Genomic DNA, 19,303 nt, shown 5'->3' on the forward strand with positions numbered 1-19,303 from the left:
CCCCCCCCCCCCCCCCCCCCCCCCCCCCCCCCCCCCCCCCCCCCCCCCCCCAATGCGCCCCGCCGGTCAGACGATCAGGCGGTCAGACGCCCAGACACCAGCGCATCACCGCCTTCTGCGCATGCAAACGGTTCTCGGCCTCGTCAAAGATCACCGATTGCGGGCCGTCCATCACCGCATTGGTCACCTCATCCTCACGATGTGCGGGCAGGCAATGCATGAACAGCGCATCGGGTTTTGCCGCGGCCATCAGGCGCTCGTTGACCTGATAGGGGCGCAGCTGGTTATGGCGGCGTTCCTTGGTGGACTGGCTGTCATGCATCGACACCCAGGTATCGGTCACCACCAGATCGGCGCCCTGAACGGCCTCCATCGGGTCGCGCACGATCTGCACATCACTGCCGCGCTCGCGCGCAAAGGCCACAAAAGCGGCCTCAGGATCAAGCGTTGGCGGGCCGGTGAAGGTGAAATCGAAACCGAACTGCCCGGCGGCATGCAGGAACGAGGCGCAGACATTGTTCCCATCGCCCGACCACACCACCTTTTTCCCCGCGATGGGGCCGCGATGCTCCTCAAAGGTCAGAACATCGGCCATGATCTGGCAGGGATGGGTGCGGTTGGTCAGCCCGTTGATCACCGGGACCGAGGCGAACTCGGCCAGTTCCTGCAACACCGATTCCTCGAAGGTGCGGATCATGATCAGATCGACATAGCGCGACAGCACGCGGGCGGTGTCAGCGATGGTTTCGCCGTGGCCCAGTTGCATTTCCGAGCCCGACAGAACCATCGTCTGCCCGCCCATCTGCCGCACGCCCACATCGAACGAGACGCGTGTGCGGGTCGAGGGTTTTTCAAAGATCAGCGCCACCATCTTGCCCGCAAGCGGCTGTTCATCATCGGGCGCGGCGCGGCCCCGCCCGTTGCGCGCCGATTTCATCGACTGCGCCTGATCGATCATGGCCCGCAGCGCGGCGGGGTCGGTGGTATGGATATCAAGAAAATGATTCATCACTTGAGACTTTCGAGAGACCGGGGGAAGGGGGCTTTGCCCCCTCTGGCCTGCGGCCATTCACCCCCAGGATATTTAGAGACAGAAAATGAGCACTAGGCGCTTTCCAGCGATGACGCGGCCTGATCGAGGCGGGTGGCGGCCTCGGTCAGATCCTCATCCGGGATGTTGAGCGCGGGCAGAAGGCGGATGACATTATCCGCCGCAGGCACCACCAGCACCCCGGCGGCGCGGGCAGCGGTGGCGAGATCCGCATTGGACATGCGGCATTTCAGACCCAGCATCAGGCCAGAGCCGCGCACCGCTTCAAAGACATCCGGATGGGCGGCGACAAGCCCTTCCAGCTTCTGGCGCAACAGACCCGCCTTACGGCTCACCTCGGCCAGAAAGGCGGGGTCGGCGACGATTTCCATCACCTTCAGCCCTACCGCGCAGGCCAGCGGATTGCCGCCATAGGTGGAGCCATGCGTGCCCGCGACCATGCCCGAGGCGGCCTTTTCGCTGGCAAGCACCGCGCCCAGCGGGAAGCCTCCGCCGATGCCCTTGGCCACCATCATGATATCCGGGTCCACCCCCGCCCATTCATGGGCGAAAAGCTTGCCGGTGCGGCCCATGCCGCACTGCACCTCATCAAGGACCAGCAGCGCGCCGGTGCGGTCACAGGCCTCGCGCAGCCATTTCAGGCTGGCCTCGGACAGGGGCCGGATACCGCCCTCGCCCTGCACGGTCTCGATCATCACCGCCGCCACGCTGTCATCCAGCGCCGCCTCCAGCGCTGCCTGATCATCCCAGGGCAGCACCTTGAAGCCGGGCATCAGCGGGCCGAACCCCTTGGTCATCTTTTCCGACCCGGAAGCCGCGATGGCGCCGGTGGAGCGGCCGTGAAAGGCGCCCTCAAAGGTCAGGATCGTCACCCGCTCCTGCCCTTGTTCATACCAGTATTTGCGCACCATCTTGATCGCCAGTTCGGCAGCCTCGGTGCCGGAATTGGTGAAAAACACCGTATCGGCAAAGGTCTGCTCCACCAGCGCATCGGCCAGCGCCTGCTGCTGCGGGATCTGGTAGAGGTTGGACACATGCCAGAGGTTCTGCGCCTGCGCGCTCAGCGCCTCAACCAGCGCGGGATGGGCATGGCCGAGCACATTCACGGCAATGCCCGCGCCCAGATCAAGAAAGCGTCGGCCATCCGCCTCGATCAGCCAGGAGCCTTCGCCCCGCACAAAGGACAGCGGCGAACGGTTATAGGTGGGCAGAACGGATGCGATCATGGGAATGCCTTCGGAGTGAAGTGCAAGACGTGCCAAAGCCTTCTGGCCAAGTCAATGCACGGATTGGACGGTAACGGGGAAGAAATGCCTGCCGGGCAGGCGTGATCAGGCTTCAGACGCGGGTGCGTCGGCGTCGCAGGTCAGCAAAAGGGGCGATGCGCGTGATCATGGCGTAAGCCATAGCGCCGGGCTTTGTGCTTGTCGATGGTCTTTTTCGCGCCGTTGCTGCCCCCTGCCCGCGCGCAAAGGCACCTTGCCCCGCCCTGCCCCATTCATTATCCCTTTGCTTCAGCACGTTTGCCGGAGGACCAGCGATGACCAACCAGCGTTTCGACAAGTCGAAACTTCCCAGCCGCCATGTGACCGAGGGCCCGGCCCGCGCACCGCATCGCTCTTACTTCTACGCGATGGGGATTTCCGAGGAGGAGATCCACCAGCCCTGGGTTGGCGTCGCGACCTGCTGGAACGAGGCCGCGCCCTGCAACATCTCGCTGAACCGGCAGGCGCAGGCGGTCAAGGCCGGGGTCAAGATGGGCGGCGGCACACCGCGCGAATTCACCACCATCACGGTCACTGACGGCATCGCCATGGGCCATGAGGGCATGCGCTCGTCGCTGGCCTCGCGCGAGGCGATCGCCGATACGGTGGAGCTGACGATGCGCGGCCATTGCTATGACGCGCTGGTGGGCCTTGCGGGTTGTGACAAATCGCTGCCGGGCATGATGATGGCCATGGTCCGGCTGAACACGCCCTCGGTCTTCATCTATGGCGGGTCGATCTTGCCGGGGCGGCTGAACGGGCAGGACGTGACCGTACAGGACGTGTTCGAGGCGGTGGGCAAGCATCAGGCCGGCAACTACTCGGACGCTGAGCTGGCGATTTTGGAACGTGTCGCCTGCCCCAGCGCCGGGGCCTGCGGCGGGCAGTTCACCGCCAACACCATGGCCTGTGTGTCCGAGGCGATCGGGCTGGCGCTGCCCAATTCCTCGGGTGCGCCCGCGCCTTACGAATCGCGCGATGAATATGGTCAGGCCTCGGGCCGGGCGGTGATGAACCTGATCGAGAAAAACATCCGCGCGCGCGACATCGTCACCCGCAAGGCGCTGGAAAACGCCGCGCGCGTGGTGGCCTGCACCGGCGGCTCCACCAATGCCGGGCTGCACCTGCCCGCCATCGCCCATGAAGCCGGGATCGACTTTGACCTGTTCGATGTCTGCGACATCTTCCGCGATACGCCCTATTTCGTCGACCTCAAGCCGGGCGGCAAATATGTGGCGAAAGACCTCTATGAGGCAGGCGGGGTGCCGGTGGTGATGAACGAGCTGCGCAAGCAGGGGCTGGTTCATGAGGATTGCATGACCGCCACAGGCCGCACCATGGGCGAAGAGCTGGATCTGGTGAAGCGCGAGGCCGATGGCCGCGTGATCTATCCCGCCGCAACACCGCTGACGAAAACCGGCGGCGTGGTCGGCCTGAAGGGCAATGTCGCCCCCGAAGGCGCTATTGTGAAAGTGGCGGGGATGAGCCCGGAAGAGCAGGTCTTTTCCGGCCCCGCCCGTGTTTTTGAATGCGAGGAAGATGCGTTCGAGGCGGTGAAGAAGCGTGAATATCAGGAGGGCGAGGTGATCGTCATCCGCAACGAGGGCCCGGCAGGCGGCCCCGGTATGCGCGAGATGCTGGCCACCACCGCCGCCCTTTCCGGTCAGGGGATGGGCAAGAAGGTGGCGCTGATCACCGATGGCCGCTTCTCGGGCGCAACGCGGGGCTTCTGCGTGGGGCATGTCGGCCCCGAATCGGCGCATGGCGGGCCGATTGCGCTGCTGGAAAACGGCGATGTTATCACCATCAACGCGATCACCGGCGAGCTGTCGGTGGCACTGTCGGACGATGAGCTGGCGGCGCGCAAGGCTAAATGGAAAGGCCCGCGCAAGACCATCTATTCCAACGGGGCCTTGTGGAAATATGCGCAACTCGTCGGCGGCGCACGCAAAGGGGCGGTGACGCATCCGGGCGGCGACGATGAAGCCCATGTGTATATGGACCTCTAAGGCCCGGGCCACCGCATCACTTCTGGTCGCCAGCCTGTTGCTGGCGGCCTGTTTTGAGAATGCATCGCTGTCCCGGGCCACAAGCCGTGGCGGCGACGGCCCCTCGGGGCCAGCCGCGGTGAGCGTGCTGGATGGCAGCGTCACCGTGACCGGCCCCGCAGGCTATTGCGTGGATGAAAGCGGGACGCGCGAAAGCGCCAACGAGGCCTTTGTGCTGCTGGTGCGCTGCGTGGCCACCCGCCGCAACAGCCCGATCCTGAGCGCGACAGTCACCGGCCTGATGGCGCCGGGCTCTGCCGATGCTGACAATCTGATGCGGCTGGGCACGTTTCTGGACACGCGCGGCGGGCGCAGACAGCTTTCGCGTGACGGCGACGCCAGCGATGTCACCATCATGGAAACCCGCGTTGAAGATGGCGCGCTGTGGCTGCGGATCGAGGACAGCGGCAACCCTGACACCTTTGAACCCGGCTACTGGCGCGCAATCCTGCCGGTATCCGGGCGGGTTGTTACCCTGTCTGTCCTGTCATCGCGGGCGCATCCGGTGGCCGAGGAGCGCGGCCTGATGGTGCTGCGTGATTTCGTGGCCGCCCTGCGCAGCCGCAACACCCCCTGACCTGACGCGGCGGGCCTTTAGGCCCCACCTGACGCAAGGTTTGTCGTGACAAAGCGGCGCGCTGCTTTCACCCTGCGCGCAATCGCCAGTCCGGAGGAACCCATGACCAGCCCATACCCGCATCTTCTTGCCCCGCTCGATCTGGGCTTTACCACGCTCAGAAACCGGGTGCTCATGGGCTCCATGCATACCGGGCTGGAAGAACGCGGCGACTGGCAGCGCGTGGCGACCTATTACGCCGAGCGCGCGCGCGGCGGCGCGGGGCTGATCGTTACCGGCGGCATTGCCCCGAACACCGAGGGCGCGGTTTTCTCCGGCGCAGCGGGGCTGTTCACCGATCAGGACATCGCCAATCACCGGCTGGTGACCAACCGGGTCCATGCCGAGGGCGGCAAGATTGCCATGCAGATCCTGAATGCCGGGCGCTATGCCTATGTGAAGAACTGTGTCAGTGCCTCGGCGATCAAATCGCCCATTTCACCCTTCGTGCCGCGCGAACTGGATGAGGAAGGGATTGAAAAGCAGATCGCCGATTATGTCACCGCTGCCCTGCGCGCCCGTGAAGCCGGGTATGACGGGGTCGAGGTGATGGGCTCGGAAGGGTACCTGATCAACCAGTTCCTCTGCCTGCACACCAACCACCGCACGGATCGCTGGGGCGGCAGCTATGAAAACCGGATGCGCCTTCCTGTCGAGGTGGTGCGGCGTGTGCGCGAGGCCGTGGGGCCGGATTTCATCATCATCTACCGCATTTCCCTGCTGGATCTGGTGCCGAACGGCCAGACCTGGGATGAGGTGCTGACACTGGCCAAAGCCATCGAGGCCGCCGGCGCGACCATCCTCAACACCGGCATCGGCTGGCATGAGGCGCGCATTCCCACCATTGCCACCTCGGTCCCGCGCGCGGCCTTCACCTGGGTCACGCAGAAGCTGATGGGCGAGGTAGGAATTCCGGTCATCACCTCGAACCGGATCAACACGCCCGAGGTGGCCGAGGCCGCGCTGGCCGGGGGATGCGCCGATATGGTGTCGATGGCCCGGCCCTTCCTTGCCGACCCGGATTTCGTGAACAAGGCCGCCGAAGGCCGCGCCGATGAAATCACGCCCTGCATCGCCTGCAATCAGGCCTGTCTGGACCATACCTTCATGGGCAAGATCTCAAGCTGTCTGGTGAACCCGCGCGCCTGCCATGAGACCGAGCTGGTTTATGACCGCGCTGCCCTGTCGAAAACCGTGGCAGTTGTAGGCGCCGGGCCTGCCGGGCTGATGGCCGCGCTGGTGGCCGATCAGCGCGGCCACAGGGTGACCCTGTTCGAGGCCGATGCCCAGGTCGGTGGCCAGCTGAACATGGCGCGGGTGATCCCCGGCAAGGAAGAATTCCACGGGCTGGTCGAATGGTTCGAAACCATGCTGGCGCGCTCCGGCGTGGCAGTGAAGCTGAACACCAAAGCGACGCCGGAGACGCTGGAAGGGTTTGATGAGGTGATCATCGCCTCAGGCGTGATCCCGCGCGACCCGCAGATACCGGGGGCCAATGGCGCGCAGGTGCTGAACTATATCGACGTGCTCCGCGGCGGGGCCACGGTGGGCAAGCGCGTGGCCGTGGTCGGCGCCGGTGGCATCGGCTTTGATGTGGCCGAGTTTCTGACCCATCAGGGCATCAGCCCCACGCTGGACCTTGCGGAATGGAAGCGCGAATGGGGGGTGGGCGACCCGGCCAGCACCCCCGGCGGCCTGACCGAGCCGAAGCCCCCTGCCCCCGCCCGCGAGGTGGTGCTGCTGCAACGCAAGGCCGAGCGCCCGGGCAAGCGGCTGGGCAAAACCACCGGCTGGATCCATCGCGCCAGCCTAACCTCGCGCGGGGTGAAAATGCTGGGCGGCGTCAGCTATGAGGCGATCACGGCTGAAGGGATCGTGCTGGGCACCGACAAGGGGCAGGAGTTGCTGGCCGTCGATACGGTGGTGCTGTGCACCGGGCAGGAACCCCTGCGCAGCCTTGCCGATACGCTGGAAGCATCGGGGCGCCCCGTGCATGTGATCGGCGGCGCCGATGTCGCGGCTGAGCTGGACGCCAAACGCGCCATTGATCAGGGCGCGCGGCTGGCGGCGGCATTGTAAGCGGTGGCTGAAGCGCTGTGCGGATACAGCGGTCCCGCTGCGGAAAGGGGTGTTTCCAGTGTGGCGGTAAAACTGTCGTCGCTTTGGATACAGCTTATCAATTATGAAGGCATTGTGGATGAAAGCCCTCGTACTGACCGAGGAATGCCCGCGCGTCTCCACAATCGTGCCTGAATTCGCGCCCTAAAAGGAAACAGAAGTTTTCCTGAATTTAGCGGGTGAGAGATGGATCGACTGACGGAGATGGAAGCCTTTGCCACGGTGGTGGATCAGGGAGGTTTCACAGATGCCGCGCGCAAGATGGGGATTTCAAAATCCGCGGTGTCAAAGCATGTCTCCTCGCTTGAGGCACGCCTTGGCGCAAGGCTGCTCAACCGCACCACCCGGCGTGTCAGCCCCACCGAGATTGGCCTCGTCTATTATGACCGCGCGCGCCGCGTGCTCAATGACGCGGGCGAGGCCGACAGCATTGTCACCGCCATGCAATCTGCCCCCTCGGGTGTGTTGCGGATGTCGGTGGCGACCGATTTCGGCGTCTCACTGCTGTCGCCGATTTTGGATGAGTTCCTTAACGAATTTCCCGATATCAGCGTCAACATGGTGCTGAAGAACCGCTATGTCGAGCTGATCTCGGAAGGGTTCGACATGGCGATCCGGCTGGGCGAGATGGAAGATTCAAGCCTGCGTGCGCGCAAGGTTTCGGAAACCACGCAGCGCCTTGTCGCCGCCCCCTCGTATTTCGCCCAGCATGGCCGCCCCACCCGGATCGACGATCTGACCGAACATCGGCTGCTGCATTATTCGAACCAGTCCAGCGCCAATGTCTGGAAGCTGATGGCGCCGTCGGGCGAAGAGCGGCAGGTGCGTGGCACGGGCTGGCTGACGGTGAATGACGGGCAATCGCTGCTGAACGCGGCCATCAAGGGGCTCGGCATCGCCTATCTGCCCAGCTTTCTCTATCATAAGGCCATGGCCGAAGGGCTGGTCGCCGATGTGATGCCTGAACTGCCGCGCACGGTGCTGGGCATTTATGCCGTCTATCCGCCGGGGCGGTTCACCCAACCAAAGGTGCGCGCGTTCATTGATTTCCTTGTTGATCAGTTCTCCGACAAGGGACCGGACCTCTGGTAACGCCGCCTGAGCGGTGCCTTGCCTGTGGCGCTTGATCTGCGGGGTGTGAATGGGCATGCTGGCACCATGACCGATTCCGCCCTGCCCCCCGCCCCCGTCCCGTCGCGCGCGCTGGAAGTGGCGCTCTATGCGACGGATCTGGAAAGTTGCGCCGATTTCTACGCCCGCGTGATCGGGTTGGAGCGCGGGCCAGAGGTGCCCGGGCGCCATGTCTTTTTCCGGCTGGGCGACGGGATGCTGCTGCTGTTCAACCCCGAGGCAACGGTTGTGCCCGGCGACAACCCGGATATGCCGGTGCCGCCCCATGGCGCGACCGGCGAGGGGCACCTGTGCTTCGCCGCCGATCGCCCGGCAATCGCGGCATGGGAGGCGCGGCTGCGCGCGGCGGGCGTGGCGATTGACGCTCGCTTTGACTGGCCCAACGGCGCGCGCTCGCTCTATTGCCGCGATCCGGCAGGCAATTCCATCGAGTTCGCTGAACCCCGCCTCTGGGAGCGCAGCGCGTAACCGGCGCGCGGGAAAGAAGGCCGCGCGCGCGGCCTTCCGTCGCTGCCGATACCGGGTGTCAGGAGGCGACCTTGCCACCAGCATCCTGCAGCCCGTTCAGCACCTGGCCCCCTGGCAGGCGCGGGGCGATGGTCAGCCGCCGACAACCTCGGTAATCGCGCCGTCGATCGCATCGGTGATCTGGTCGATCTGATCGGCGGTCACCATCAGCGCGGGCGACAGGCAGAGCGTGTTGTTCAGCCCCGGAACCGAGCGGTTGGTCATGCCGATCTGCACGCCCCGTTTCATCGCCCCGGCAACCACGGCTGCAACCATCTTTTCGGGCAGCGCCTCTTTGCTGGTGCGGTCTGCAACCAGTTCGGCCCCCACGAACAGCCCCTTGCCGCGGACATCGCCGATCACCGGGTGTTTTTCCATCAGCCGCTGCAGGTTGTCCATCAGCCGGTCGCCCATGGCCAGCGTGTTGCCCATCAGGTTCTCGTCCTGAATGATGCGCATGTTCTCCAGCGCCGCCGCAGGCCCCGCCGTGCAGCCGCCAAAGGTGGAAATATCGCGGAAATACGACATCGGGTCTTCGGGATCATCCTTGAACATCTCGAACACCCGCTCGGTCGTCACCGTGCAGGAAATCGCCGCATAGCCCGAGGCGACGCCCTTGGCCATGGTCACGATATCGGGCTGGATGTCATAATTCTGGTAGCCGAACCACAGGCCCGTGCGCCCCACGCCACAAACCACCTCGTCGATGATCAGGAGCAGGTCATATTTGCGGCAGATCTCCTGCACGCGGGGCCAGTAGCCCTCAGGCGGGGTGATCACGCCGCCGCCTGCCGTGACCGGCTCAAGGATGATCGCGCCCACGCTATCGGCACCTTCGCGCAAAATCACCTCTTCGATGGCATTCGCCGCGCGCAGCCCATAGTCGGCCACGTCGCCCCACTGGCTGCGGTATTCCAGACAATGCGGCACCGCCACGAACCCGGCCGGGAACGGGCCATACATCGCCTTGCGCTCTTCCTGCCCGCCGGAGGCAAGCGCCGCGATGGTGGTGCCGTGATAATCGCGCTCACGATACAGGATCTTCCATTTCTTGCCGCCATGCCGGCGATGGGCGATCTGGCGTACCATCTTGTAGGCTTTCTCATTCGCCTCAGAGCCCGAATTGGAGTAATAGACCCGCGACATGCCCGGCATCGTGCCGATCAGCGCCTCGGCATAGAGCGCGCCCGGGACCGAGCCAGCGGCACCGGCGAAATAGTTCATCTTCAGCAACTGGTCGCGTACCACATTGGCGATGCTTTCGCGCCCGTAACCCACATTGACCGTCCAGACCCCGCCTGAAACCGCATCCAGCGTCTCACGCCCCGTGGCATCCCAGACGCGCAGGCCCTTGCCCTCGACAATCACGCGCGGATCGACGGTTTCATACTGCTTGTGCTGCGACAAATGGTGCCAGACATGCGCGCGATCGGCCTCGATCACGCCTTGCAGGTCATTGCGGTTGAGAGCGTCTTCCATAAGGGTCCCCTCCAGGGTGACATAATTCGATGCGGGCAAAGATGCCGGATACAGCCGGGCCGTGATAGGGCCAGATTTCCTCTATCAATACAGCCAAGGACTGATATTCTGAACCTTGGAAGCCTTGGGTGCAATGGCAATTTCTGGGGGGTTTCCGGTGCCTATCTCGGTTGATTGTTTCTTTCTCAGCCCCCACCAGCAGGGGACATTGCAAAGCCGTATCCGGCAGGTCGTCGCCGAGGGGATTCTGGCCGGGCGGCTGCGCCCGGGTGAGCGCATGCCCTCCAGCCGCAAGCTTGCCGAACATCTTGGTGTCAGCCGCATCACCGTGACCATGGCCTATGCCGATCTGGTCGCCGATGATTACCTCAGCGCGCGCGGCCGCTCAGGCTATTTCGTCTCGGACGATGCGCCGCAGCCGCAGGATTTCCCTGCGCGCGCCGCGCCGCAGGCCGATACCGTGGATTGGGCGCGCGCGCTGGGTCACCGGCCCGGCAGTGCGGCGGGCGACGGCACCGGCGGCGGGCTGGCCGATATGGCGGGCGGTGCGCTGGGTATGGGCAAGCCGCGCAACTGGCGCGATTATCGCTATCCTTTTGTCTATGGGCAGGCCGACCCCACGCTGTTTGATCATGCCAACTGGCGCGGCTGCACCCTGCTGGCACTGGGGCAGAAGGATTTTCACAGCCTGACCGATGACCAGTTCGAAGAGGATGATCCCGGGCTGGTGGAATACATCGCCCGCCACACCCTGCCCCGGCGCGGCATTCTCGCCCGGCCTGATGAAATACTGGTCACGCTGGGGGCGCAGAACGCGCTCTGGCTGGCCGCGCAACTTCTGCTCAACCAGCGCCGCACCGCCGCCATCGAGGAGCCGGGCTATCCCGGCCTGCGCCAGATCCTCAATCAGACGCGCTGCCGGGTGCTGCCGCTTCCGGTGGGCGAACAGGGCCTGACGCCCGAAGCCCTGCCCGAAGCGCTGGATGTGCTGTTCTGCACCCCCAGCCACCATTGCCCCACCGGCGCCACCATGCCCCTGCCCCGGCGCGAGGCACTGCTTGCGTTGGCCACCGAGCGGGGCTTCCTGATTGTCGAGGATGATTACGAATTCGAGATCGCGGGCCTGCGCCCGCCCCTGCCCGCGCTGAAATCGCTCGACCGCGACGGGCGGGTGATTCACGTCGGTTCCTTCTCGAAATCGCTGTTCCCGGGGCTCCGGCTGGGCTTTCTGGTCGGCGCCGCGCCCTTCATCCGCGAGGCCCGCGCCCTGCGCGCCACCATCCTGCGCCACCCGCCCGGGCTGGTGCAGCGCGCGGCCGCCTATTTTCTGTCGCTGGGCCATTATGATGCGCAGTTGCGGCGCATGGGCCGCGCGTTTCAGACCCGGCGACAGGTGATGCTGGAGGCCGTCAGGGCAGAGGGGCTGGAGGTTGCGGGCGAGGTCGGCGCGGGCGGCTCCAGCCTGTGGATGCGCGCGCCCGAGGGGGTGGATTCAGCCGCGCTGGCCCTTGCCCTGCGCGCCGACAGCGTGCTGATCGAACCCGGCCTGCCCTTTTATTCCGCCACCGACGCGCCGCGCGGGTTTTACCGTATCGCCTATAGCTCCATCAGCTCAGAGCGCATCCCCGAAGGCATTGCCCGGATCGGCGCGCGCATCCGCGCGATGCAGCACAGCGCAAGCGGCTGAAACCGGTAGCGGCTAAACCAGCACGTCCTGCGCCGCCTGCGCGCCCACGCTGAACACACGCTTGTAGCGCGCGATTTCATCGGCAGGGCCCATCGCCTTGTTGGGATTGTCCGACAGCTTGACCGTGGGCCGCCCGTCAGCCGATACCGCCTTGCAGACCAGCGAAAAGGGCGCCAGCCGGTCATCGGGCGCGAGGCCGCGGAAGTCGTTGGTCAACAGCGTTCCCCAGCCGAAGCTGACCTTGACGCGGCCGGTAAAGCGGGCGTGCAACTCCTCGATCTTGTCAACATCCAGCCCGTCCGAGAAAATGACCAGCTTCTCGCACGGGTCCTGCCCGCGCTCCTGCCACCAGCGGATCGCGTCTTCGGCGCCCTGTGCGGGGTCGCCGGAATCTACCCGCATCCCGGTCCATTCCGACAGCCAGCCCGGCGCGCGCTTCAGAAAGCCTTCGCTGCCGAAGGTATCCGGCAGAATGATGCGCAGATTGCCGTCATGCTCTTCATGCCAGTCCTCCAGCACGCGGTAGGGCGCTTCGGCAAGCTCCGCGTCGGTTTCGGCCAGCGCGGCATAGACCATCGGCAACTCATGCGCATTGGTGCCGATCGCCTCGATATCACGGCCCATGGCGATGCGGCAGTTCGAGGTGCCGGTAAAGGCGCTGCCCAGCCCCTCGATCAGGGCCTGCACACACCAGTCCTGCCAGAGGAAGGAATGCCGCCGCCGGGTGCCGAAATCGGCCAGCTTCAGCCCCTCCAGCTTGCGCAGCCGCTCGACCTTTTCCCACAGGCGGGCGGTTGCGCGGGCATAGAGCACCTGCAGCTCGAACTTGCCCATCCCCTTGAGAACGGCGCGGCTGTGCAGCTCCATCAGCACGGCGAGGGCGGGAATTTCCCACATCATCACCTCAGGCCAGCGCCCCTCAAAGGTCAGCTCATACTGGCCGTCGCGCTTTTCCAGATGATAGGGCGGCAGTTGCAGCCCCTCGAACCATTCCATGAAATCCGGGCGGAACATCTGGCGCTTGCCGTAAAAGGTGTTGCCGCGCAGCCATGTGCTTTCCCCGCGCCGCAGCCGCAGCGAGCGCACATGATCAAGCTGTTCGCGCAGCTCCCCCTCATCCACCAGATCGGCCAGTCGCACGCTTTTGGTGCGGTTGATCAGGCTGAAGGTGACGCGGGTTTCAGGCTGGTTGCGAAAGATTGTCTGGCACATCAGAAGCTTGTAAAAGTCGGTGTCGATCAGCGAACGCACGATCGGGTCGATCTTCCAGTTCTGGTTATGCACACGGGTGGCAATATCGACCATCGGCGGTCTCCGGTTACGGGCTTCGCGGCGACCGTCTTACAGGCAGCGCGGCGGATAGGCAAAGCCTGTGTTGCGGCGGCGTGACAGTGGGGGGCGGCAGGGGCGGGTTGACAGACGGGGGCAGCCTGCCGATACCCGCAGAAACCAGATGCAGGAGAAGGGCATGGCAGAAGCGGAACGGATCGGTGTGATCGGGGCGGGCGCGTTCGGCACCGCGCTGGCCATCGCGCAGGCCACTGCGGGGCGTGCCGTGACGCTCTGGGCGCGCAACCCCGATCAGGCCGCCGAGATGGACCGGCTGCGCGAGAACCGCGCCCGCCTGCCCGGCGTTCCCCTGCCCGGTGCGCTGCGCGTGACCAGCGATTTTGACGAGGCTGCGGCAGCCCCCGTCCTGCTGCTGGCCCTGCCCACCCAGACCCTGCGCTCGGTGCTCGGGGCGCATGGGGCCGCGCTGAGCGGGCGCATGCTGGTGGCCTGCAGCAAGGGCGTGGAGCTGGGAACCGGCCTGCTGCCCGCGCAGATCATGGCAGAGATGGTGCCGGATGCGCGCACCGCAGTGCTGACCGGCCCCAGCTTTGCCATTGATATTGCACAGGGCAAACCCACGGCGCTGACCCTTGCCACCACCGCACCTAGGGCGCAGGCGCTGCAAAACAGCCTCTCCACCCGCAACCTGCGCCTCTATCTCAGCGATGATCCGCTGGGCGCGCAACTGGGCGGGGCGCTCAAGAACGTGGTTGCCATCGCAGCCGGGATCACCATGGGCGCGGGGCTGGGCGAGAGCGCGCGCGCGGCGCTGATGACGCGCGGCTTTGCCGAAATCGCCCGCTTTGCCGAAAGCCGCAAGGCGCAGGCGGCCACGCTCTGGGGCCTGTCAGGCTTTGGCGATCTGGTGCTGACCTGCACCTCTGAAAAATCGCGCAATTTCCGCCACGGGCTGGCGGTCGGCGCCGGGCAGGCACCGGACACCAGCCAGACGGTTGAAGGGGTGATGACGGCGCATGCCATGGCCGCCGGCGCCGATCAGGATGCGCTGCCGGTAACCTGCATGGTTTCAGCGCTGCTCAACGGGCAGGTGGCGCTGCCGGATGCCATCGACCTTCTGCTCACCCGCCCGCTCAAACGCGAAACGGACTGAGGCAGGGTGAGGGGCCAGCGCGCCCGCTCATGCCCGGGTTCAGGCCGCTTCAGCCAAGCGCCGCCTCTGCCGCTGCCCCCAGCCGCAGCAGCCGCGCCTCCTGCATCGGCCCGGCCATCAGGCTGATACCGGCGCAGGGCGTCTGCGTCGGCAGGGTCAGCGCACAAAGCCCCATCAGATTGCCGATCCGCGTATTGCGCAACGTGCGCAGGTTCTCGCTGGTGAAGTAGTCATGATCGGCCAGCAGCGCTGCCGTTTGCGGCGGCAGGTTCGCCGTGGTGGGAACGAGCACCGCATCAAACCCCGCTGTCGCGCGCGCATAGGCGATCCGCAGGGTATCAAGCTGCTGCCATGCCGCGATGTAATCTGACGCCGCATGCTCGCGCCCGGCGCGGAACCGGGCCAGCACCGGGGGAAACATCCGTTCCGGATAGACCTCAATCAGCGGTGCCCAGGTGCCGTAGCATTCCGGCGTGTAAAGCACGCCCGCCAGCTGCATCGCCTCGTCAACCTCGGGCAGGGCCTTGCGGATGATCTGCGCGCCCGCCGCCGCAAGCCGCGTCACCGCCGCCTCGAAAGCGGTGTCGATCACCGGGTCAAGCCCGTCCAGCGCAACGGTTTCCAGCACCATCAGCCGCGCCCCTTTGAGGCTGGCGCCGCGCAGGTCAGGCGCGGGGCTGGCATCAAGCAGCGCGAAGGTCAGCGCCGCATCCTCGACAGTGCGCGCCAGCGGCCCGACCGTATCAAAACGCGCGGCAAGCGGCACCACGCCTTCCAGTGGAATACGCCCGGCGGTGGTTTTCAGGCCCACAAGGTCATTCCAAGCGGCAGGAACCCGCACCGAGCCGCCAGTATCCGAGCCGATTGCCACCGCCGCCAGCCCATGCCGTACCGCCGCCGCCGAGCCGGAAGAAGAGCCTCCGGGCGCAGCGCCCGCATCATGGGCACCGGGCGGTGTTGCGGTGACCGGGTTCACGCCCAACCCGGAAAAGGCCAGTTCGGTCATATGCGTCTTGCCCAGCGGCGGCATGCCGGCCATGCCCAGCCGCGCCACCACCAGCGCGTCGCTGTCCGGCACCCGGCCCTTGAGCAGCGCGGTTCCCGCCTCGGTCAGCACGCCCGCAGTGTCGAACAGGTCTTTCCACGCGACAGGCACACCGTCCAGCGCGCCCCGGCGCTGCCCGGACCGGGCGCGGGCGCGGGCGGCTGCGGCGGCATCCAGCGCCTGCTGGCGCATCATCCGCGCATAGATCTGCTTGCCATGGGAGTGCGCCCCGGCCGCATCCAGATAGCTTTCGGTCAGTTCCACCGGGCAGATTTCGCCCGCCGCGATCGCGCGCCCCAGATCGGCCGCGCCCATGCTGTGCCAGTTCCTGCTCATCCCGCCCTCCAACAACTTGCGGCACGCTAGTGCATTATCCGCGCCAGTGGAATCCGGTTTCGTACCCCCGGCTGCAACAAGGCGCCGCAGCGGTTGTGCATGGACAAATCTGCCTGCCGGCGCATATTGATGGGTATGAAACAAGATGCCGATATTCTGATCGTGGGTGGCGGGCTGAATGGCCCGGCGCTGGCGCTCGCGCTCGCGCAAGGCGGCTTTCGCGTCACGTTGGTGGATGCCCGCCCCGCTGGTGCCCGGGCCGATGACGGGTTTGACGGGCGCGCCTATGCGCTGGCGCTGGCTTCGGTCCGGGCGCTGACAGCGATAGGCGTCTGGCCGGGGCTGGCGGAACAGGCGCAGCCCATTCTGGGCATCCGCGCCAGTCAGGGGCACCCGGGCAAGGGCGCTTTCCCGCTGTTTCTGGGCTTTGACCACACCGAGATCGAAGAAGGCCCGATGGGCCAGATGATCGAGGATCGTTATCTTTACAGCGCGTTTCTTGAAGCGATGCGGACTGCGCCGGGCATCACCCTGCGCCATGGCGTCTCGGTCATCGCGCAGGAAACGCAGGGCAACCGCGCGCAGGTCACGCTCGACACCGGCGAGGTGCTGACGGCGCGCCTGCTTGTGGGTTGTGACGGGCGCGACAGCCCCACCGCGCAACGCGCCGGTATCAAGCGCTGGGGCTGGGATTACGGCCAGACCGCGCTGGTCTGTGCCATCGCGCACGAATTGCCGCATGAGGGCATCGCGCATCAGTTCTTCATGCCCAGCGGCCCGCTGGCCATTCTGCCGCTGCCCGGCAACCGCTGCTCGATTGTCTGGAGCGAGCAGACCGCTGCCGCCCGGACCATCGCCGCGCTGGATGACACCGGCTTTCTTGAGGTTCTGCGCCCGCGCTTCGGCTCGTTCCTTGGCGAGATCGCGCTGGAGGGGCGGCGCTTTGCTTACCCCCTCAAACTGACGGTGGCGGAAAACTTCATCGCGCCGCGTCTGGCCCTGCTGGGGGATGCCGCGCATGGGGTGCATCCGATCGCCGGGCAGGGGCTGAACCTTGGCCTGCGCGATATGGCGGCGCTGGCCGAGGTGCTGACCCTCGCCGCGCGCCGGGGCGAAGACATCGCCAGCCCGCTGGTGCTGGAGCGTTATCAGGAATGGCGGCGCTTTGACACGGTCAGGATGGCGCTGGGGATGGACGCTGTGAACCGGCTGTTTTCAAACGATAATCCGGCTCTGGAACTGGTGCGCGGGTTGGGTCTGGGCGCGGTCAATGCGCTGCCCGGCCTGCGCCGCTTCTTCATCCGTGAGGCGGCGGGCCTGAACGCGGCCCAGCCCCGGCTGATGCAGGGGCTACCGGTCTGAGCCGCATCCGGCCCCGCGCCATTCAGGCGCCGTCGCCCTCTTCCGGCCCTTCTGCGGGTCCTTCTGCGGGGCCTCCTGACATCACCATCCCGGCCATCACCGCCGCCGCAACCAGCGCCAGCCCGCGTGGGCCCAGCGCCGTGCGCGACAGCGTGACCAGAGCGCTGGCGTAGAACGCGCGACGCGAGCGCACCCATTCCCGGTCGCGCCGGTTCAGCACCGACACCACCGCGATCACCACCAGCGCCAGCGCAGCGAATGCCGCCGCCGCAAAGGTGGCCGCCAGCACCGGGTCAGACCAGCGCGCCAGCAACAGCACCCCCGCCGCAACCAGACAGACATAGGCCGTCAGCCCCGCCACCCCCGAAACCACGTAAAGCATCACATTGCGCTGGCGGGTGCGCGCGTAATGCCCGGCATCTGCCGCCGCCAGCCGCATCAGGCTTTCGATAACCTCGCGCATCATCGCCTCAGCATCAGCCCGGCCATGAGCCCCACCAGCGCCGCCAGCCCCAGCGATTGCAGCGGGTTCTCGCGCACTTTCGCCGTCATCTCGCCTTCCAGCGTCGACAGTTGGCGCTGAAGCTCGGCCAGTGCCTCATGGGGCGGGAAATCGGTGCGCACACCACTGATCTGCGCGCGGCCATAGGCCTGCATCATCCCCCCAAGCGCCGCCAGATCGGCGCGGATCCGGCCGATCTGCGCCTCTATCGCGGCGCGATCAGGGGGGGCGGCAGGGTCAGTATCGGGTTTCGCGGTTTTCTGTGCCATGCGCAGACTCCTGTTTTGCGGCGCCTGCCGATCATCGCCCGGATCGCGGCAAGCGCATTGACCTTGGTCAAGTCCTGCGCTGAATAGCACGGAACCGCGCCCGCCCAAACCGTGAATCCTGAACCCCTCGCGGCGCAAAAGCCACAGACCCCGCCCGGAACCGGCGAAGGGGGCAGCGTTTTTCTGGACCTATCGGATTTTTAACGATATCCTTGCGGCTGAACGGGGCGTTACGACCCCGAATTGAGAGGCAGATATGGCATTCCCTGAGCGGTTCTCGAACCTGCCAGAATACGCATTCCCGCGCCTGCGCGCCCTGATCGATCACCTGCCAGCGGGCGGTGCGCCCATTGCCATGACCATCGGCGAGCCCCGCCACGCCATGCCCGGTTTCGTGGCACAGGTGCTGGCCGACTCGGTCGACGGCTTCGCGCGCTACCCGGCGAATGACGGCACGCCCGCGCTGCTGGATGCGATTTCGGGCTGGATCACGCGGCGCTACGGCGTGACGCTGGGGCGCGAACGGCTGATGGCGCTGAACGGCACCCGCGAAGGGCTGTTCAACGCGGCGCTGGCGCTGTGCCCGGAAGAAAAGCGCGGGCAGAAGCCGGTTATTCTGACGCCGAACCCCTTTTATCAGGTCTATGCCGTGGCCGCGCTGGCCGTGGGGGCTGAGCCGGTCTATGTGCCCGCCACCGCTGCGACTGGCTATCTGCCCGATTATACCGCCCTGCCGCCCGCGCTGCTGGACCGGGTCAGCATTGCCTATCTCTGCTCACCGGCAAACCCGCAGGGCGCCGTGGCCAACCGCGATTACTGGGCCGACCTCCTGCATCTGGCCGAAAAGCATGATTTCCGCATCTTCGCCGATGAATGCTATGCCGAGATCTATCGCGACACCCCGCCCCCCGGCGTTCTGGATGTGGCGCAGGAAACCGGCGCCGACCCTGAGCGCGTGGTGAGCTTTCATTCGCTGTCAAAACGCTCAAACATGCCCGGCCTGCGCTCGGGCTTTGTGGCGGGTGGTCCGGCCTCGATCAAGGCGATCCGCCAGTTGCGGGCCTATGCCGGTGCGCCCCTGCCTGACCCGTTGCAGGCCGTTGCCGCCGCCGCCTGGGCTGATGAGGAGCATGTCACCGTCAGCCGCGCGCGCTATCAGACCAAATACGCCATTGCCGACAGCATTTTCGCCGGGCTGAACGCCTATCATCCGCCGCAGGCAGGCTTCTTCCTGTGGCTGCCGGTGCCGGATGGCGAGGCGGCCACAGTGCGGCTGTGGCAGGAAACCGGCGTCCGGGTGCTGCCCGGCGCCTATCTGTCACGCAATGTTGGCGGCGAAAATCCCGGCGCAGGCTATGTCCGCGTCGCGCTTGTGGCCTCGGAAGAGGAAACTGAGCGCGGCCTGACACTGCTGCGCGACTGTCTTTACTCCTGAGCGAGGAAT

Annotated in this window: 16 protein-coding genes; 9 read left to right on the forward strand and 7 right to left on the reverse strand. The window is 65.9% G+C overall.

The window, feature by feature from the left end:
• Positions 1–82 precede the first annotated feature (82 nt).
• On the reverse strand, positions 83–1,009 hold the full coding sequence (gene argF, locus V7Q53_RS16650; protein ID WP_333829825.1) for an ornithine carbamoyltransferase: 927 nt from the start codon (positions 1,007–1,009) through the stop codon (positions 83–85).
• Positions 1,010–1,104: 95 nt separating this feature from the next.
• Positions 1,105–2,277 (reverse strand): aspartate aminotransferase family protein, encoded by a 1,173-nt coding sequence (locus V7Q53_RS16655; protein WP_333829826.1) that lies wholly within the window; start codon positions 2,275–2,277, stop codon positions 1,105–1,107.
• A 314-nt stretch (positions 2,278–2,591) separates the two neighbouring features.
• On the opposite strand from V7Q53_RS16655, the gene ilvD reads away from it, so the two are divergent.
• The 5 genes from ilvD (at position 2,592) to V7Q53_RS16680 (ending at position 8,697) form a co-directional block, all read left to right on the forward strand.
• On the forward strand, positions 2,592–4,325 hold the full coding sequence (gene ilvD, locus V7Q53_RS16660) for a dihydroxy-acid dehydratase (protein ID WP_333829827.1): 1,734 nt from the start codon (positions 2,592–2,594) through the stop codon (positions 4,323–4,325).
• Entirely contained in the window at positions 4,306–4,941 is a 636-nt protein-coding gene (locus V7Q53_RS16665; protein ID WP_333829828.1) for a hypothetical protein, read from the forward strand. The genes ilvD and V7Q53_RS16665 overlap by 20 nt, the downstream gene beginning before the upstream one ends.
• A gap of 102 nt (positions 4,942–5,043) precedes the next feature.
• Complete coding sequence (locus V7Q53_RS16670; protein WP_333829829.1) at positions 5,044–7,059, forward strand: NADPH-dependent 2,4-dienoyl-CoA reductase; 2,016 nt, start codon at positions 5,044–5,046, stop codon at positions 7,057–7,059.
• 225 nt (positions 7,060–7,284) lie between these two features.
• On the forward strand, positions 7,285–8,190 hold the full coding sequence (locus V7Q53_RS16675; protein ID WP_333829830.1) for a LysR family transcriptional regulator: 906 nt from the start codon (positions 7,285–7,287) through the stop codon (positions 8,188–8,190).
• Positions 8,191–8,256: 66 nt separating this feature from the next.
• Positions 8,257–8,697 carry a VOC family protein gene (locus V7Q53_RS16680; protein ID WP_333829831.1) on the forward strand — a complete coding sequence of 147 codons (441 nt, stop codon included), beginning with the start codon at positions 8,257–8,259 and terminating at the stop codon, positions 8,695–8,697.
• 132 nt (positions 8,698–8,829) lie between these two features.
• On the opposite strand, the gene V7Q53_RS16685 is transcribed toward V7Q53_RS16680, so the two are convergent.
• On the reverse strand, positions 8,830–10,215 hold the full coding sequence (locus tag V7Q53_RS16685; RefSeq protein WP_333829832.1) for an aminotransferase family protein: 1,386 nt from the start codon (positions 10,213–10,215) through the stop codon (positions 8,830–8,832).
• 157 nt (positions 10,216–10,372) lie between these two features.
• Here V7Q53_RS16685 and pdxR point away from each other — a divergent pair, with 157 nt between their 5' ends.
• Positions 10,373–11,902 (forward strand): MocR-like pyridoxine biosynthesis transcription factor PdxR, encoded by a 1,530-nt coding sequence (gene pdxR / locus V7Q53_RS16690; RefSeq protein WP_333829834.1) that lies wholly within the window; start codon positions 10,373–10,375, stop codon positions 11,900–11,902.
• A 12-nt stretch (positions 11,903–11,914) separates the two neighbouring features.
• Here pdxR and pncB read toward each other — a convergent pair whose 3' ends face one another.
• Positions 11,915–13,207, reverse strand: coding sequence for a nicotinate phosphoribosyltransferase (gene pncB / locus V7Q53_RS16695; RefSeq protein WP_333829835.1), 1,293 nt, complete (start codon positions 13,205–13,207; stop codon positions 11,915–11,917).
• 163 nt (positions 13,208–13,370) lie between these two features.
• Here pncB and V7Q53_RS16700 point away from each other — a divergent pair, with 163 nt between their 5' ends.
• Positions 13,371–14,345, forward strand: a complete 975-nt coding sequence (locus tag V7Q53_RS16700; protein WP_333829836.1) for an NAD(P)H-dependent glycerol-3-phosphate dehydrogenase — start codon at positions 13,371–13,373, stop codon at positions 14,343–14,345.
• Positions 14,346–14,394: 49 nt separating this feature from the next.
• Here V7Q53_RS16700 and V7Q53_RS16705 read toward each other — a convergent pair whose 3' ends face one another.
• Positions 14,395–15,726: an amidase gene (locus V7Q53_RS16705; RefSeq protein ID WP_333829837.1), complete on the reverse strand. Its 1,332-nt coding sequence runs from the start codon at positions 15,724–15,726 to the stop codon at positions 14,395–14,397.
• Positions 15,727–15,861: 135 nt separating this feature from the next.
• Here V7Q53_RS16705 and V7Q53_RS16710 point away from each other — a divergent pair, with 135 nt between their 5' ends.
• Positions 15,862–17,088: an FAD-dependent monooxygenase gene (locus V7Q53_RS16710; protein ID WP_333829855.1), complete on the forward strand. Its 1,227-nt coding sequence runs from the start codon at positions 15,862–15,864 to the stop codon at positions 17,086–17,088.
• 22 nt (positions 17,089–17,110) lie between these two features.
• On the opposite strand, the gene V7Q53_RS16715 is transcribed toward V7Q53_RS16710, so the two are convergent.
• Together V7Q53_RS16715 and V7Q53_RS16720 are read right to left on the reverse strand one after the other, a co-directional pair.
• On the reverse strand, positions 17,111–17,551 hold the full coding sequence (locus V7Q53_RS16715) for a hypothetical protein (protein ID WP_333829838.1): 441 nt from the start codon (positions 17,549–17,551) through the stop codon (positions 17,111–17,113).
• A complete protein-coding gene (locus V7Q53_RS16720; protein ID WP_333829839.1) occupies positions 17,551–17,859 on the reverse strand; it encodes a DUF883 C-terminal domain-containing protein in 309 nt (102 codons plus the stop codon). The genes V7Q53_RS16715 and V7Q53_RS16720 overlap by 1 nt, the downstream gene beginning before the upstream one ends.
• Positions 17,860–18,115: 256 nt before the next feature.
• Between V7Q53_RS16720 and V7Q53_RS16725 the strand changes: the two genes are divergently transcribed.
• Positions 18,116–19,294: an aminotransferase class I/II-fold pyridoxal phosphate-dependent enzyme gene (locus tag V7Q53_RS16725; RefSeq protein WP_333829840.1), complete on the forward strand. Its 1,179-nt coding sequence runs from the start codon at positions 18,116–18,118 to the stop codon at positions 19,292–19,294.
• Positions 19,295–19,303 lie beyond the last annotated feature (9 nt).

This window comes from Pararhodobacter sp. (genome assembly GCF_036802785.1).
Lineage (GTDB): Bacteria > Pseudomonadota > Alphaproteobacteria > Rhodobacterales > Rhodobacteraceae > Pararhodobacter.